12 protein-coding genes are annotated in these 15,366 nt (G+C 41.8%); 5 read left to right on the plus strand and 7 right to left on the minus strand.

What is annotated here, in order from left to right:
• Positions 1-149: 149 nt before the first annotated feature.
• Positions 150-851: an MBL fold metallo-hydrolase gene (locus OGM63_RS01190; RefSeq protein WP_263743671.1), complete on the minus strand. Its 702-nt coding sequence runs from the start codon at positions 849-851 to the stop codon at positions 150-152.
• A 188-nt stretch (positions 852-1,039) separates the two neighbouring features.
• Here OGM63_RS01190 and OGM63_RS01195 point away from each other — a divergent pair, with 188 nt between their 5' ends.
• Together OGM63_RS01195 and OGM63_RS01200 are read left to right on the plus strand one after the other, a co-directional pair.
• Entirely contained in the window at positions 1,040-2,515 is a 1,476-nt protein-coding gene (locus OGM63_RS01195; protein ID WP_263743672.1) for a site-2 protease family protein, read from the plus strand.
• 231 nt (positions 2,516-2,746) lie between these two features.
• Positions 2,747-3,886 (plus strand): hypothetical protein, encoded by a 1,140-nt coding sequence (locus tag OGM63_RS01200; protein ID WP_263743673.1) that lies wholly within the window; start codon positions 2,747-2,749, stop codon positions 3,884-3,886.
• Positions 3,887-4,012: 126 nt separating this feature from the next.
• Here OGM63_RS01200 and OGM63_RS01205 read toward each other — a convergent pair whose 3' ends face one another.
• The 4 genes from OGM63_RS01205 to OGM63_RS01220 form a co-directional block, all read right to left on the minus strand.
• Positions 4,013-4,579, minus strand: a complete 567-nt coding sequence (locus OGM63_RS01205; RefSeq protein ID WP_263743674.1) for a phycobiliprotein lyase — start codon at positions 4,577-4,579, stop codon at positions 4,013-4,015.
• A gap of 245 nt (positions 4,580-4,824) precedes the next feature.
• On the minus strand, positions 4,825-5,496 hold the full coding sequence (locus OGM63_RS01210) for a HEAT repeat domain-containing protein (protein ID WP_263743675.1): 672 nt from the start codon (positions 5,494-5,496) through the stop codon (positions 4,825-4,827).
• Between the two features lie 255 nt (positions 5,497-5,751).
• The gene (locus OGM63_RS01215) at positions 5,752-6,360 is read right to left on the minus strand and encodes a methyltransferase domain-containing protein (RefSeq protein ID WP_263743676.1); all 609 of its coding nucleotides are present in this window, start codon (positions 6,358-6,360) and stop codon (positions 5,752-5,754) included.
• A gap of 100 nt (positions 6,361-6,460) precedes the next feature.
• Positions 6,461-7,915 carry an MFS transporter gene (locus tag OGM63_RS01220; RefSeq protein WP_263743677.1) on the minus strand — a complete coding sequence of 485 codons (1,455 nt, stop codon included), beginning with the start codon at positions 7,913-7,915 and terminating at the stop codon, positions 6,461-6,463.
• Positions 7,916-8,176: 261 nt separating this feature from the next.
• Between OGM63_RS01220 and OGM63_RS01225 the strand changes: the two genes are divergently transcribed.
• Positions 8,177-8,713, plus strand: coding sequence for a phosphoribosyltransferase (locus OGM63_RS01225; protein WP_263743678.1), 537 nt, complete (start codon positions 8,177-8,179; stop codon positions 8,711-8,713).
• A 734-nt stretch (positions 8,714-9,447) separates the two neighbouring features.
• A complete protein-coding gene (locus OGM63_RS01230; RefSeq protein ID WP_263743679.1) occupies positions 9,448-12,555 on the plus strand; it encodes a CHAT domain-containing tetratricopeptide repeat protein in 3,108 nt (1,035 codons plus the stop codon).
• 434 nt (positions 12,556-12,989) lie between these two features.
• Here OGM63_RS01230 and OGM63_RS01235 read toward each other — a convergent pair whose 3' ends face one another.
• Both OGM63_RS01235 and OGM63_RS01240 read right to left on the minus strand, forming a co-directional pair.
• Positions 12,990-13,346 carry a helix-turn-helix domain-containing protein gene (locus tag OGM63_RS01235; RefSeq protein ID WP_263743680.1) on the minus strand — a complete coding sequence of 119 codons (357 nt, stop codon included), beginning with the start codon at positions 13,344-13,346 and terminating at the stop codon, positions 12,990-12,992.
• 48 nt (positions 13,347-13,394) lie between these two features.
• Positions 13,395-14,312, minus strand: coding sequence for an AEC family transporter (locus OGM63_RS01240; protein ID WP_318528382.1), 918 nt, complete (start codon positions 14,310-14,312; stop codon positions 13,395-13,397).
• 103 nt (positions 14,313-14,415) lie between these two features.
• On the opposite strand from OGM63_RS01240, the gene OGM63_RS01245 reads away from it, so the two are divergent.
• The gene (locus tag OGM63_RS01245; RefSeq protein WP_263743681.1) at positions 14,416-15,246 is read left to right on the plus strand and encodes a M15 family metallopeptidase; all 831 of its coding nucleotides are present in this window, start codon (positions 14,416-14,418) and stop codon (positions 15,244-15,246) included.
• Positions 15,247-15,366: the final 120 nt, after the last annotated feature.

Genomic DNA, 15,366 nt, shown 5'->3' on the forward strand with positions numbered 1-15,366 from the left:
TGTGAAAAGGGAGAGGGGGGGGGGGGGGGGGGGGGGGGGGGTGGGGGGAAAAGGGGGACTCCTTGGAGAATAATTCTTCTTTCCCCCACTCCTCACTCCCCACTCCCCACTCCCCACTCCCTAATCCAAGCGTCCCTACTCCCTAATCCCTATAAAAATGAGGCGAGGCGCTGGTAGGCTTGATCTATGAAGCGCTTGCCTCGCAAAAACCCTGTGTTGGCACCTGGACATATATACTGAAGAGTTTCTGGTGTAAAGCGTTCTAACAAAAACCTAACACTTTTAATTTGTCGATTCCAGTGAAACGTTTTGGCTGTCCGTAATGGGACTGCATCACCCTGCTGGTTGGGGACTAAATGGCGTCCAGAAAATAGTACGCCTCCAAGCTCACTGTAATATAGGCAAGAGGAACCGGGAGAATGTCCTGGTGTCCAAATCACTTGTGCTGTATTATTCAGAGTGTATTCGTGAGCGAAGGTAGTGACGGTTAATCTGGGTAGTAGATAAGCTTCTTGCTCTTGAATGAGAATTTCACAGTTGAAGGTTTGCTGAAATTCTGCTGCTTTGCCGATCGCACCCCGATGAGTGATAAATAAATAACGCACACCAGAGTGCGATCGCAAAAAATCCTGATTTGTTTGGTCTAGGGCAGGGCAATCTATCAAGATATTACTTTCATTTCCTACAATAAAGTAAGAAGTTCCCCCTAATGTGTCCCGATTTGGTGGAAAGGCAAAAATGTTGTTTGGCAAGAAGTTCGATTTGAGGGTTTCTTCAATGGAAACTTCCGAGGAAAACACAGCCTGTGGCGGCTTAACTGTATGATTTGGCTGTTGAGGTATGGGGCACATGAGCAAAAAAACCGCAGTAGTGAAAATGGTTACAGTCTTGAAATTCTTAATAATTGAGACTTAAGAGTCGATCGGCACTTGAAGATTGTTAGGGTGAAAAATTGGGTTTGAGGTCTGCACTCTGTTGTAAGTGCTGTGGTGCTAAGACGCTTTGGTGGGAAATTGTTCTCAAAATATCTGAAGATAAAATGACATTTTGGTTTCTCCTTTTACTGGGATTATTTACTTATCTAATGGTGCAGCGCAGTGTCGCTAATATCACCAATACACCAGTGTGGGTGTTGTGGTTGGTGTTAATGACACCAGCATTGCTGTTAACTGGGTGGACGCTGATGTATGGAGCGAAACAAACTCCCCCACCATCGCTAATCGTTTGGCCCTCAGTTATCTGCCTTCTGTTATACTGGCTGTTGTTTCAATGGGGGCGCCAAGCACCAAAAAACACACAAACCGAACCCCAAACCTCAGAATTACAATCGGCTACTCATCCTACCGCAGAACCAGTGACAGTGCGTCCTATTGAGCCAAGAGAAGAAACCCAGTTGCGAAATTGTTTTCCCTGGTCTGTATACTACATCCAAAATATTGAGTATCGACCACAAGCAGTGATTTGCCGGGGACAGCTACGATCCTCACCGACAGAAGCATATCAAAAAATTAAGGCAAATATTGAAGCACAATTTGGCGATCGCTTTCTGGTAATATTTCAAGAAGGTTTTAATGGGAAACCTTTCTTTATTCTCACTCCCAACACCCAAGCAGCCAAAGCTGATACACGCAAACCAGAACAACTGACACGACCAGGATTAGCGCTTTTACTGCTGCTTGGTACTTTGGTCACTACTACCTTCGTGGGAGTAAAAATGGCTGGTGTCGATTTATCGACATTGCAATCTAACCCAGTTAATCTGTTAAAAGGATTGCCTTATGCTTTAGCGTTAATGACCATTTTGGGCATTCATGAACTTGGTCATTATTTAACAGCTCGATTCTACAAAATTCGCTCGACACTGCCATACTTTATCCCGATGCCGTTTTTCTTGGGAACCTTCGGTGCATTTATTCAAATGCGTAGTCCGATACCCAATCGCAAAGCTTTATTTGACATTAGCATTGCTGGACCACTTGCAGGCTTGATGGCAACTTTGCCTTTACTAATATGGGGTTTAGCTCATTCTGACGTAGTTGATTTAAGTGAAAAAAACGGATTGTTAAATATTGATGCTCTCAATCCTAAATATTCTATTTTACTGGGGTTGCTGTCGAAATTAGCGCTATCGAGTCAGTTAACGTCACAATCAGCGATTCATTTGCATCCAGTAGCGATCGCAGGTTCTCTCGGACTAATTGTCACAGCGTTGAATTTGATGCCAGTAGGACAACTGGATGGAGGTCACATTGTCCATGCGATGTTTGGGCAAAGAACAGCGATCGTAATTGGTCAAGTTGCTCGCTTATTGCTGCTACTACTTTCTTTAATACAGTCGGAATTTTTCTTATGGGCAATTATCTTATTATTCATACCGCTAATTGATGAACCTGCTTTGAACGATGTCACAGAACTCGATAACAAACGTGACATTTGGGGGTTAGCAGCAATGGCTTTGTTGGTGCTGATTATACTGCCACTACCCCAGGCGATCGCCCGCTTGTTGCAAATATAAACAGCACAAGGAAAAAAATGAAAGCTGAAAAAGAAGACTAGGTAGTACGGATTAGGAAGATATGTATTGGTATTCAAACCCCAACGAATTCTTGCTCATAATTTCTTTTCCAGTCCACTTTTCAACTATTAGATAAAATATGATGATGTTTCATAAGTCTTTTTGCAATTAAAAAAATGCGGAAAAGACTATGAATATTGAAATATTCTTACTGAGTGATTAACTATGGAAATGGTGCCACTAATTGTTTCGGCAATATCAACAATATCAATAGCAGTAATTGCCGTATTGGTTCTGCAACTTAAAAAGAGCTTAAATGCTACGATAACAGAGCAAGAAAAATTACTGAAATTCGTAGAAGCGGCTAATGAGTTAAATAAAGAGCAATATCAGATAACTGCTGAAGCTCGAAAAAAGCAGATTGAATCTTTTGAAAATGTCAAAAATCAGTTTGCAAGTATAATTGAAGGAAGTTCGGATCTGGAAAATCGTCTCGTTGAGGTACTAGAAGTAAACAATAATTCTACCGAAAGCCTTAGCAATCTAGTGCAGAATAACGCAGAAGTGCAACTAGCAAACTTGCAAGCGCTAGCTAATCATTTAGAGATAATTACACCTGTATCATCCCGGGTTGAAAGTCTAATTAAAGAAAATTTAAATCTAGAAAATCGGCTACGAGAAACAATTGGCAATTTACTACAAAGCAATCTAGAGATGCTTCCAGAAAAGTTGCAATCACTAGGAGATAAACTTGAAACTTTTTCATCTGTACAAACCCAAGTTGAAACTTTAATTACAGCTAACGCAAATCTAGAAAATCGCTTAAGTAAGTTACTAGAAGCAGACAATAATCAGAGTGAAAGTCTTGCTGATTTGGTGCAAGATAAAAATATACAGCTAGAAAAGTTAGAAACCTTAGACAAGAAACTTGATACATTTACAACGATGCACAATCAAGTTGAAAGTCTGATTCAAGGAACTTCAAATTTAGAAAGTCACTTGAAAGCAAGCATTGCTGACTTAGTCCAGGGGAACACAGAGGTACAACTAGAGAAGTTACAAACCCTAGAGAAGAAACTTGATACATTTACAACGATGCACAATCAAGTTGAAAGTCTGATTCAAGGAACTTCAAATCTCGAAAATTATCTCAAAGCAAGCATCCCTGACTTAGTGAAGGGTAAGACAGATATACAGCTAGAAAAGTTAGAAACCTTAGAAAATAAACTACAGGGATTTGAAACTGTCAAAACTCAGCTTGAAAATTTAGTTCAAGTAATCTCAAATCTCGAAAATCGCTTCACACATTCGCAGGAAGCTAACAGACCAAAAAGCAAAGGATTTAAAAAGACCACGCTAGGAATTGATTAAAGAAGTGAATTCGTAGTGAGCGGTTTACCGCTCATATCAAAAATTTTAAGGGCTTCAGCCCTTACTACATAAGAAGAGGTGCAATTTTTCCCTAAACCCCCAAAAACAGGGGGTTAGGCAACAAAACTAACTCAGTGTTGAGTTAGCAGCTTCAGATACTTTTGCGACTGGTGGAGTACCACCCATACGAATCTCAGAAGTGAAAGAAGCCATACTGAAACCACCAAAACGCTTCAGGACACTTACCCGCATCCGTAAATTGGGACTAGCAAACCACAGACGCTCTTCAGACCACATGGTTTCGTATTCTGTAATTAGTGTCAATGCGTCATCACTGCCCATTTTATAGCTGCCTGCGACTGGAGCTTTCTCCGCATAGCCCATTTCCCGCAGCAACTTACCTTCATTGGGATTATCTTCATTGGGGATAGTAGCCAACACTGTAGAACCAGTGTGTTTTTCTTCATCCCATTCCATTGTCCCATTCCAGGTAACTCTGGCGCCACAGGAAGCAAGTTTTGGGTCAATTTCATACTGTTGACACAATTTCGCTACTTCTGGATGATCTGCTGCAAGGGTCTCAATTACAATATCTGATTTGCCATCTTCAGATTGCTTGAAAGCCAGGTGGTGACTGGTACGATGAGAAAACCATTTACCAGCACTCAATTCAAAAAATTCTTCAATATTCATAAATGAAATGACCTTTCATCAAAATACAAAAAAACCCACTTATTAAAAAATAGCAGGAGGTGTTGATTAAAAGGGGAGTGGGGAGTGGGGAGTTAGGAGTGGGGAGTGGGGAGTTAGGAGTTGGGATTAGGAGTTAGGAGTTAGGTAGAGACGTTCCGCACCGAACGTGTGTACTAAAGTAGAGTGTGGTAAATTTCCTACTCTGCTAACCCTACCCAAAGCAAGCAAGTTGAATGCTGATTATATCAACTTGCTTGTTCAAGCCGCTTGAGGGAAATTCTTGCGGCTTCGCAAACATGAGAATGGTTGTCTTTTTCTAAGTATTTCAAAGCGGAAATCGTCTTGGCACTGGGAAGATTACCTAATGCTTCTGCGAGACGCTGACGCACTAACCAATCTTCTGATTGGACAAAGCGGAGGATATGATCTACTGATTCAATGTCTTTAATTTCTCCCAATGCAGCGATCGCAGCTTGTTGTATTACTACTTCTTCGCTATTCAAAGCTTGAATTAGTACATCATGAGCACGGGGGTCTTTAATATTACCTAAGGAAACCGCTGCACTAAACCGTACTAACCAATCGGTATCTTCGTAAAATGCTCGTGAAAGCGGTTCAAATGCTCTAATATCACCTAAATATCCTAACGCACCAGCAGCATCAGCACGAATGCCATAATCTGGGTCAGATTCGAGGATTTTTACCAAAATAGAGTAGCATTCTTCTGTCGGTTTAACTCCCAAGGCAAATACTGCCATTGAACGCAGTTGGAGAGATTCGTCATCTAACACTTTTTTAATTAAAGGTACTGCCTCTTCATTGGATACATGACGCAAATTGGCAAGTGCTACCATGCGATCGCGCAAATTATCACTTTCTAACTGACTGGAAATTTCTTGTATGCTTAGATTTGTCATCTATTTTAAGTTTCTTTACTTATCTTTACTTTATAAGTAACATTTCTTCTCTATCAATGCATAAGTTAGATGGTAGGTTTATCCGTACCTGTTGGTAAATATATAGTAGACATCTCCAGAAATTAATGATGCGTTATCTGAACCCCAAGAGACGTAGCAGTGCTACGTCTCTACATTCATTTTGGGAGATGTCTAGTTGTAGAGACTTCGTATTTCGCGTCTCTACTTTGATGGGTGCAGTTTCAATTTTCATATTTATTTTTTGACAACGCTAAATCGTCCTAAATGTTCTTCTCCCTGACGATCGCGTATCGAATTCGTTACTGGTATCAAAGAATGAATTTGAAAATATGTCTGAAAGTAGTGGCAAATCTCCTCTGGAGTCATACCAAAGGGTGGTCCACCAGGTCGATTGTGGGTGAAAAATAAGCCAATTAGTTGTCCTTGGGGCTTTAAAATTGATTTTGCAAGTTGCACGTAAGCTTGACGCTGTGTTGGAGCTATCGCACAAAAGCAGGTGTGTTCTAGTACGTAATCGAAATAATTTTCATACTCTGCTAAATCAAAGATGTCTCGCTGTAGGAATTTAGCGGAACTTTGAGAAGCTTCAGCTAAAGCGATCGCTTCAGTAATTGCGGATTCTGCAAAGTCAAATCCGATAACTTCAAATTTATGTGCGGCAAATAGCAAAGCGTCATAACCTCTACCACAGCCTAACACGGCAACTCGACCAGGAGCAGGTGCTGTTGTGGATTGTAATAGACTGACAAAGGGTGGTGCAGCTTGTTTTATATCCCAGCGATCGCTCTTCTCTTGATACCGCTGTTCCCAATATTCGGGATTGGTAACGGATGAATTAGTCATAAATTATTACTATACCCCGACGATTAAAATCGCGGCTATACGAACAAAGTCCGCCTACGCGGACTAAATAACTAACGTGCTTTTATAAGTTGCCCACTCCCTACTCCCCACTCCCCACTCCTTCTTTACGTTGTTTGAGTTTAAGCAAAATTTCTGCGTGTACTTCGCGGGTAAGTGGGTAAAAGTAAGCTAAAATCAAGCCACAAATTAAGGCGATCGCTGGTATGGGACCAATGGAAAAGCGAATAACGTCTAATACTGAGTTTGGTTGGATTGGGATGGCAATTTCGGTTGTGGGTTTAATATATCCTGCTGTTCCCAGTCTTTGTAAAATGACGTTAATGGCAATTCCTAAACAGATTTTTTGTACAAATACGATGAAACTATAAAAAATGCCTTCCCGTCGCTGTCCTGTATTTAATTCATCGAGTTCAATTACATCAGGTAACATCGACCAAGGAACAAGATAAGCTGTAGATACTCCAAAACCTGCCATGACTGCTAAAACGTACATCAAGGCAATTTGACCGGGTTGTACGAAAAAGAGTCCTGTTTGAGCGATAAGCCACAAACTCATTCCCATGAAGTATACAACTTGTTTGCCGTAGCGCCGACTGACAGCATTCCAAACAAATAGCATAGCCATAGCAGTTCCTTGCACTGCCAAAAGTACTAAACTAATGTGCCATTGGGGAAGACGCATCCAACTGGTGACGTAATAGGGTATAATACCGGCAGTTAGTTGTACAGCTAACCAAGAACATAAATAAATACCGACTACGAATAAGAAAGGACGATTTGTAAAAGCAATTTTCAGTTGCTGGAATAAGGGCAGAGAAACACCTTGCTCAGTTTCTGGATGTAGTTTAGCGACAGCTTGAGCGCGTTTTTTGGTTCCCCAAACACACCAGTATACGGGCAAAACTGAGATAATTGCACAGATTGCTCCTAGTAAAAGATACTGTTGACGGCGATCGCTTGGAAGTAGTAAAGAAATAACTAAACCGATAATTAAAGCAAGAATACTACCACCAATGGAAAAGGAAAAGCGAAAACTATTTAGACTAGTGCGTTCGTCGTAGTCTTGGGTTAGTTCTGCGGTGAGGGCGGTATATGGTAAATTAACAATTGTATAAAAGGCATTAAATAAAATTGAAATGGCAGTGTAATACCAAAATAAACCCCACTGATTGGCATTTTCGTTATTACTAAAGTGTGGTACAATCCACTGCAAAAAGAAGAAAATCCCAAAGGGAATTGCTCCCCAAATCATCCAAGGATAACGTCTTCCCTGCTTGCTTTGAGTGCGATCGCTCAAAACTCCCACCATCGGATCGTTGACAGCATCCCACACTTTGCCGACTAGCTGAGTTTGTCCGGCTAAAGTGGGACTTAAGCCAGCTACATCCGTTAAAAAAGGCGATAAATAAGAAATGCCAATCATTGCTGCGATCGCTGTCCCCAAATCCCCGGCACCAAAAGCAAGTTTAGTACTTACGTCTAGCTTTTCGGTTTCCCCAGGTTGAGAGTAGGCATCAGCGTCAGAATCATTCATAATATGTTGCGCTCATATTACAGCAGTTTTCAGGTAATTAAACTATACCCTGACCTCTCTCCAAACCTCTCTCCTGCAAGGAGAGAGGCAATGAACATTCTCCCCTTCCCTTCTCCAAACCTCTCTCCTGCAAGGAGAGAGGCAATGAACATTCTCCCCTTCCCTCGTAGGGAAGGGGGTGGGGGTTAGGTCTCATTACCTAAAAATCGCTGTAAAATAAAAAGTTTGCTATCCGTGTTTTAGCTCTAAATTATATTGTTTATGCCAGACCTTTACGTTTCTTGGTCAGATTATCACCAGAAAATTGAACAACTGGCTGCTCAAATTTATCAATCTGGTTGGGAATTTAACCAAATTATCTGCCTTGCTAGAGGTGGACTGCGCGTAGGAGATATAATTTCTCGTATATACAACCAGCCATTAGCGATTTTAGCCACATCATCTTACAGTGGTTCTGGCAAGCAAGAAAGAGGCAATTTAATCTTCTCCCGTCACATGACCATGACTACTGAAGAGTTAGGTTCGCGAATTCTCTTAGTCGATGATTTGGTAGATTCAGGTGTTACCCTGCAAGAGACAATTCCTTGGTTAAAGGAAAATGATGAATTCCCCATTGAGGAAATTCGCACAGCTGTACTTTGGTATAAAGCGTGTTCTGCGATCGTTCCCGATTACTACGTTGATTATTTACCGGATAATCCTTGGATTCATCAACCCTTTGAGCATTACGAACAGATGAAGCCGGCGGATTTGGTGCAAAAGGTTAAAGGTAGAGACGTTCCAGCGGAACGTCTCTAGGGGGAGTTAAGAGTTATGGAGTGCGATCGCTTAATCGAAAAACGATTTGCCCCGACTTAATTAATACAGTTTTGCGTAAAAGCGTAGCGTTTTTAAATGCATCGGGTCACAATGCGATTGCAGATCGCCCTCTTGCCTTAACACCAAGCGTATTGAGTCCTAACGCACCCTACCAGAATTTTACATCTTGCAGTTACCCGACACCCACCCTGAAATAAATTTCGGGCTAATAGCTAAAGTGCGTTAAAACGCACTGAAATTAACATGACTTACGCAACTGGCACATTTATATTCAAACTGTCAGATTAAAATAATTTAGCTCTAACGTTTATAAATCAATGGTTACAAGTTTTAAGCCAAATTTAAATATATGTGCCAGTTGACATCATTTTGTGACGCTTGCGTAAGTCCTGATTAAGACAAATTAACCAATTTAAAAAAACAATTGTAGGGGTGCGGAAACCCCGCCATTTATCAAAATTCATGTATCGCAATCATTAATTGAATCAGTATTACAGGGTGATTTCATTTCAGTCCACAAAGCGTGGACTTCAGCTATTAGCCTGGGAATTAATTCCCAGGTGGGTTAGAACGCTAATTGAGAATAATGCAAAACAATCAAGTCAAAGGAGAGAACTGGGAAATCTAAATATTTTTAAATTATTTACCGAGATATTTCATAAATTCGGTATTATTTGTCTCACACCCCCAACCCAGCCAGGAAGCACAAATACGTGTCTAGATTCTCCCGGCAAAAAGCCAAAACCCAAGGTTGCATCAAATTCGTTTCCTGGTCAATTACAGCAGCACTGGCATTAGGGCTGCTAGTCAGCATACCAAAAGAGGTGACAGGACAATCTCAGCCACCATCCTCAGCACAACAGTCAGCAGACTTAGAATTAGAAGAAGCCAAGCGACTGGTTCAACAAATCAATCAGTTGCAGAACGAAGGTAAATACAGTCAAGCCATCCCTATAGCCGAACGTTTACTGGCACTTTTTGAGAAAGTATGGGGCAAAGACGATCTCTTAGTCGCTGCTCCCCTCAATACGCTGGCAAACCTGCATCAATTACAGGGAAATTATGAAAAAGCTGAATCTCTGTATCTTCGCTCACTAGCAATTAGAAAGAAAGCATTAGGGGATGTTCATCCTGATGTTGCACAAACCCTCAGTAATTTGGCACAATTATACCGAAGACAGGGGAACTATGAAAAAGCTGAATCTCTGTATCTACAAGCATTAGCAATTCATGAGAAAGTACTAGGCAAAGAACATCAAAATGTTGCCACTGACCTTAACGGTTTAGCAGGATTGTACAGGGAACAGGGTAACTATGAAAAAGCCGAACCTCTGTATCTTCGTTCACTGGCAATTTATGAGAAAGTACTGGGTAAAGAACATCCAGATGTCGCTACTACCCTCAACGGTTTAGCAGTACTGTACGAAGCACAGGGAAGCTATCAAAAAGCCGAACCTCTGTATTTGCGCTCTTTATCAATTCAAGAGAAAGTATTAGGCAAAGAACATCCAGATGTCGCTACTACCCTCAACAATTTGGCAGCACTGTACCGAGTAGAGGGTAGTTATCAAAAAGCTGAAATTTTGTATCTGCGCTCTCTAGCAATTTTGGAGAAAGTACTAGGCAAAGACCATCTCAATGTCGCCAATAGCCTCAACAATTTAGGAGAACTATATCAAGTAGAGAAAAACTATCAAAAAGCAGAACCTCTATTTCTGCGCTCTCTAGCAATTAGAGAGAAAGCACTAGGCACAGAACATCCATCGGTCGCTTCTAGCCTGAACAATTTAGCACAACTATACCGAATACAGGGGAGCTATGAAAAAGCGGAACCTCTGTTTCTGCGCTCTCTGGCAATTTTAGAGAAAGCATTGGGCAAAGAACATCCGCATGTCGCTTTTAGCCTGAACAATTTGGCAAGAATTTATCAAGTACAAGAAAACTATCAAAAAGCTGAATCTTTGTATCTGCGCTCTCTAGCAATTAGAGAGAAACTACTGGGCAAAGAACATCCATCGGTCGCTAATATCCTCAACAATTTATCAGCATTGTACCAGGCGCAAGGTGATATCACTCGCAGCATTGATTTCTTCCGTCGTGAGTTAGCAATTGGAGAACACAATCTAAATCTCATTTTTGCCGTTGGCTCAGAGCAAAGAAAACAAGACTACGCCAGAACTTTTACAGCGAGAACCAATCGTATCATTTCCTTATCGCTTCAACAAGCTGGCAAAAACCCCACAGTCGCAAGGTTAGCACTCACCACAGTACTACGTCGCAAAGGGATTGTACTAGACGCCGTTACAGACAACATACAAACACTTCGCAGTCAACTATCTTCTCAGCCAGAAACACAAAAATTATTTGATGATTGGCTGAACGTCAATCAGCAGCTATCAGCACTAGCATATAGAGGACAGGGAAACCAAAGTCCAACTGAATATCAAACTCAATTTCAGCAACTGGAAGCAGAAAAAGAACGCTTAGAAGAAGCTATCAGCACCAAAAGCGCAGAATTCCGCACTGTCACACAACCAGTAGAATTAGCAGCCATCCAAACTCAGATACCCAAAGATGCAGCTTTAGTGGAAATCGTGCTGTATTACCCATTTAATCCCAAGGCTAAATCGGATGCTCAAACATGGGGTAAACCGCGTTATGCTGCTGCGGTGCTGCGTTCATCAGGTGAACCAAAGTGGGTTGATTTGGGTGATGCTGCAACTATTGATAAGTCTGTTGCTGATTTGCGAAAAGTGTTAGCAAAAGATCCTAACAAAGGTGTCAATGTTGCTCCTACTGTTGTAAACAAGCCTACCCAATCACTTGAGCAACTCGCTCGCAAATTAGATCAGCAAGTTATGGCTCCCATTCGTCCACTGTTAGGCGATGCACGTCATTTGCTATTATCACCAGATGGACAATTAACACTAATTCCTTTTGAAGCGCTGAAAGACGAGCAAAATAAATATTTAATTGAACGTTACGCTTTTTCTTATCTTACCAGCGGGCGGGATTTATTACGCTTTCAATTACCATCTCAAAGCCGTTCTAATCCCGTAGTATTTGCAAATATTGATTACGACCAACAAGAAATAGCTACAGCATCTGCTATGCGTGGTTCAGAAAATCGACGTTCTGCTGATTTAGCTTCCTTGCAATTTGGCTCACTTGATAACACTTTAGAAGAAGCAAATAAAATTAAAGGGATTTTTCCTGATACAAAAATCATTTCTGGTAAGCAAGCAACGGAAGCTGTTATAAAACAACTTCAAGCTCCGAGTATATTACATTTAGCGACTCACGGTTTCTTTTTTGCCGACCAACAAGATAATATGGAGACGCGAAATAATGTTGTAGAGACGCGAAATTTCGCGTCTCTACGTCTCGAAAATCCCTTGTTGCGTTCGGGTTTAGCTTTAGCGGGTATTAACAATCGCACCAAAGCTTTATCAAATACTAACGACGGTGTTCTCACAGCTTTGGAAGTTGCAGGTTTAAATTTACGGGGAACGCAGTTAGTAGTACTTTCCGCTTGTGAAACTGGATTGGGTGATATCAAAGTCGGAGATGGACTTTATGGTTTGCGTCGTGCTTTGGTAATTGCCGGTTCTCAAAGTCAAGTCTTAAGTTTGTGGTTAGTAGACGATGCTGGGACGAAGGATTTGATGGTGAAGTATTACCAGAATTTGAAACTTGGTAAGGGGAGACATGAAGCTTTGCGAGAAGCGCAAATGGAGTTGTTGAAAACACCCGGATATGAGCATCCTTATTATTGGGCAAGTTTTGTTCCTTCCGGTGATTGGAGTGCGTTTAAGAAATAGGTTAAAAAATCCCCACACCCTAGAAGGGTGAGGCTATACGAACAAAGGCTGCCGACCCAGCCTGCATTTGATTTTAGCCCACGCAGGTGGGCTTTGTCCATGTAGCCCCAGGCTTCTAGCCTGTGGGCATTTGTTAAGGTAAAAGGTTTTACTTATCTCGCAATCAAGTAGACATCTCCAGAAATGAACTATGCGTTGTCCAGAACCCTTGATTAGACGCGAAATTTCGCGTCTCTACATTGTTTTCTGGAGATGTCTAGTAAACAAAGTGAAATCAACTTGAAAAAAATCTCCTAAAGCCCAATACGGTTCAGTTAAGGATTTTTGGTACTGATTTTTGACCTGTAGAGACGCGAAATACGAAGTCTCTACACTCGGATTTTAGGCTTAACTGAACCGTATTGTCCTAAAGCCTTGGCTTGAACTTTGCTAATTTATCGTTTACCATTTACAATTTCGGAAACAATTCTTTTAGAACCAATCACACCTACTAATTCTGACTGTTGAATCTCTTTTTGTTCCATCATAAAAAGTAACATAGAATGAGGTGTAGATGCTTGACCTGGAGAATAATGTTTCTGTTCAAATTTTTCAATTAAAATAATTAGCAATTCATAAAGTTCGTTTTCTTCAAGTGTGAGATTTGAACGATGCATTAGTTCTTCGACAATAGCCAAAGCTTTTTCATTTTCTTCTTCATTTCTAATACACATAGGAGTGAAAATTAATAAAAGACCCCTCTCCAAACCTCTCCCCGAAGCGGGGAGAGGCTTAAAACCCCATTCATTCAAGCTCCTCCCTCTCCTAAAAGGAGAGGGAGGTTGGGAGGGAGAGGTTTGTCAAAACAGCCACAACCAAATCGGCAAAGTAACTAACAATACCATAGACCCGGCTGCCAATGCCGTAACTGCCAAATCGCGATCAAGATCGAAGGTTTCCGCAATTACGAGTGTAGCGAAAGCTGGTGGCATCCCCATTTGTAAGACCATCACTTGTGCTGTTGCCCCTGTTAAACCAAAAAGCGGTAATATGCTACCCAAAATCAGCGGAACTAACAGCATTTTGATTCCTATACTTATCCCCGCTTGTGGTAAACTACGCCAAGATTTAAGACTGCTCAATCGCATCCCAATTAACATCAAAGATAAAGCAACTGTACTCCAAGCAAATTTATCCAAGAAAAATTCAACTGCTGGGGGAATCGTCACTTGTCGAAACAGCAAACCAAATCCGAAACTCCACAGCGCTGGGTTGATGAGAATTGCTTTAGTAATTTGCCAATAATTTTTAACCCCACCACCAAAACGAACTGCGATCGCTACACCAAAAGCATAAGCCCCAAAAAGTGACCCCAGCATATCGTAGAATAACGCCCAGGCAAAGTATTTTTGTCCTACCATTGCTAAAGTGATGGGATAACCAAGATAACCTGTGTTACCCACCATTGACGCCAGAATAAAACTACCCTGAGTTGGTTGAGTGAGGATAGTATTTGTAAAATAGGCTTGACCTTTGATGCCTAACCAAGCTAAAAATGCTCCAAGTAAAATAGCTAGGTAAGCGATCGCTGGTGCAATCCAAATCTGTCCCGATAAATCAGCTTTTCGTAAAAAAGCTACAATCCCTATCGGTACACCCACCCAGAAAAGAAACTGAGCCAAACGGGTGGGAACTGAGCCAGGTAGCTTGCGTCCCAAGATAAATCCTACCAGGACTAATCCCACCAGCTTGACGTATAGTTCTAGGATATTTGTCAAAATTGTGCCTAGAAATTCAAATGTATAAATCTTCGCGATCGCGTTTATTTTTATCCAGTCTACAATCTGTTATGGCGATTCAACAATCATCAGGAGTTGACCCTTGAATAATCCTGGGTTTTCTGAAAAACCGCAAAACTCATCTGCTGAGTCTGGTGAGGAGATTCCCCCAGCTTTACGCGATACTGATACTCCAGAAGCAACACCTAACCAGGTGCGCCAATTCCAACCTATGGTTTTGGTAATTGGCGGCGTGGTAGGATTTATTATGCTGGCTGTTATTAGTGGTTTTTTGTTTTTCCTCACTGCACCCAAAAAAACTGCTACTTCTCAACCTTCTCCAGTTAGCTCCACTCCTGGTATTGCACAAACTGGCACTTCTGTCAACCCCCAAGATAATGCTGATACTGTTTTAGGGCATCTGACATACGCAGAAGCACCGGAATCAGAATTAGCACCAATTTCTAGAGATGGACGCATCAAAATGAGAAAAGCTGCTGCCGAAAAGTATCAAGCGATGGTACGAGCAGCGCGGAGTGCAGGTGTAATATTGCTGCCAATTTCTGGCTTTCGCTCAGTGAAAGACCAAGAACAGTTATTTTTCGACGTTGGTGCCCAGCGCAATCAAACCCCAGCACAACGAGCTGCTTTGAGCGCTCCTCCTGGTCATAGCGAACATCATACAGGTTACGCTGTGGATATTGGCGACGGGGCAACACCAGCAACTAATCTGCAAACAACTTTTGACAAGACAAAAGCTTATCAGTGGCTAGAAGGAAATGCAGCGCGTTTCAGCTTTGAGATGTCCTTTCCCAAGGATAATGCCCAAGGTGTGAGTTATGAGCCGTGGCACTGGCGTTTTGTAGGCGATCGCGATAGTTTGGAAACTTTCTACAAAGCCAAGAATATCAAACCCGCGAAGATACCGCAGTAGGGGAGGGAGAGTGGGGGAGTGGCGGAGTGGGGGAGTGTGGGACAAGGGGGACAAGGGGGACAAGGGGGACAAGGGGACAAGGGAGACAAGGGGACAAAAAGAGCAATTCTTTTCCCCCAC

The organism is Plectonema radiosum NIES-515, assembly GCF_025753815.1.
Taxonomy (GTDB): domain Bacteria; phylum Cyanobacteriota; class Cyanobacteriia; order Cyanobacteriales; family Nostocaceae; genus Hassallia; species Hassallia radiosum_A.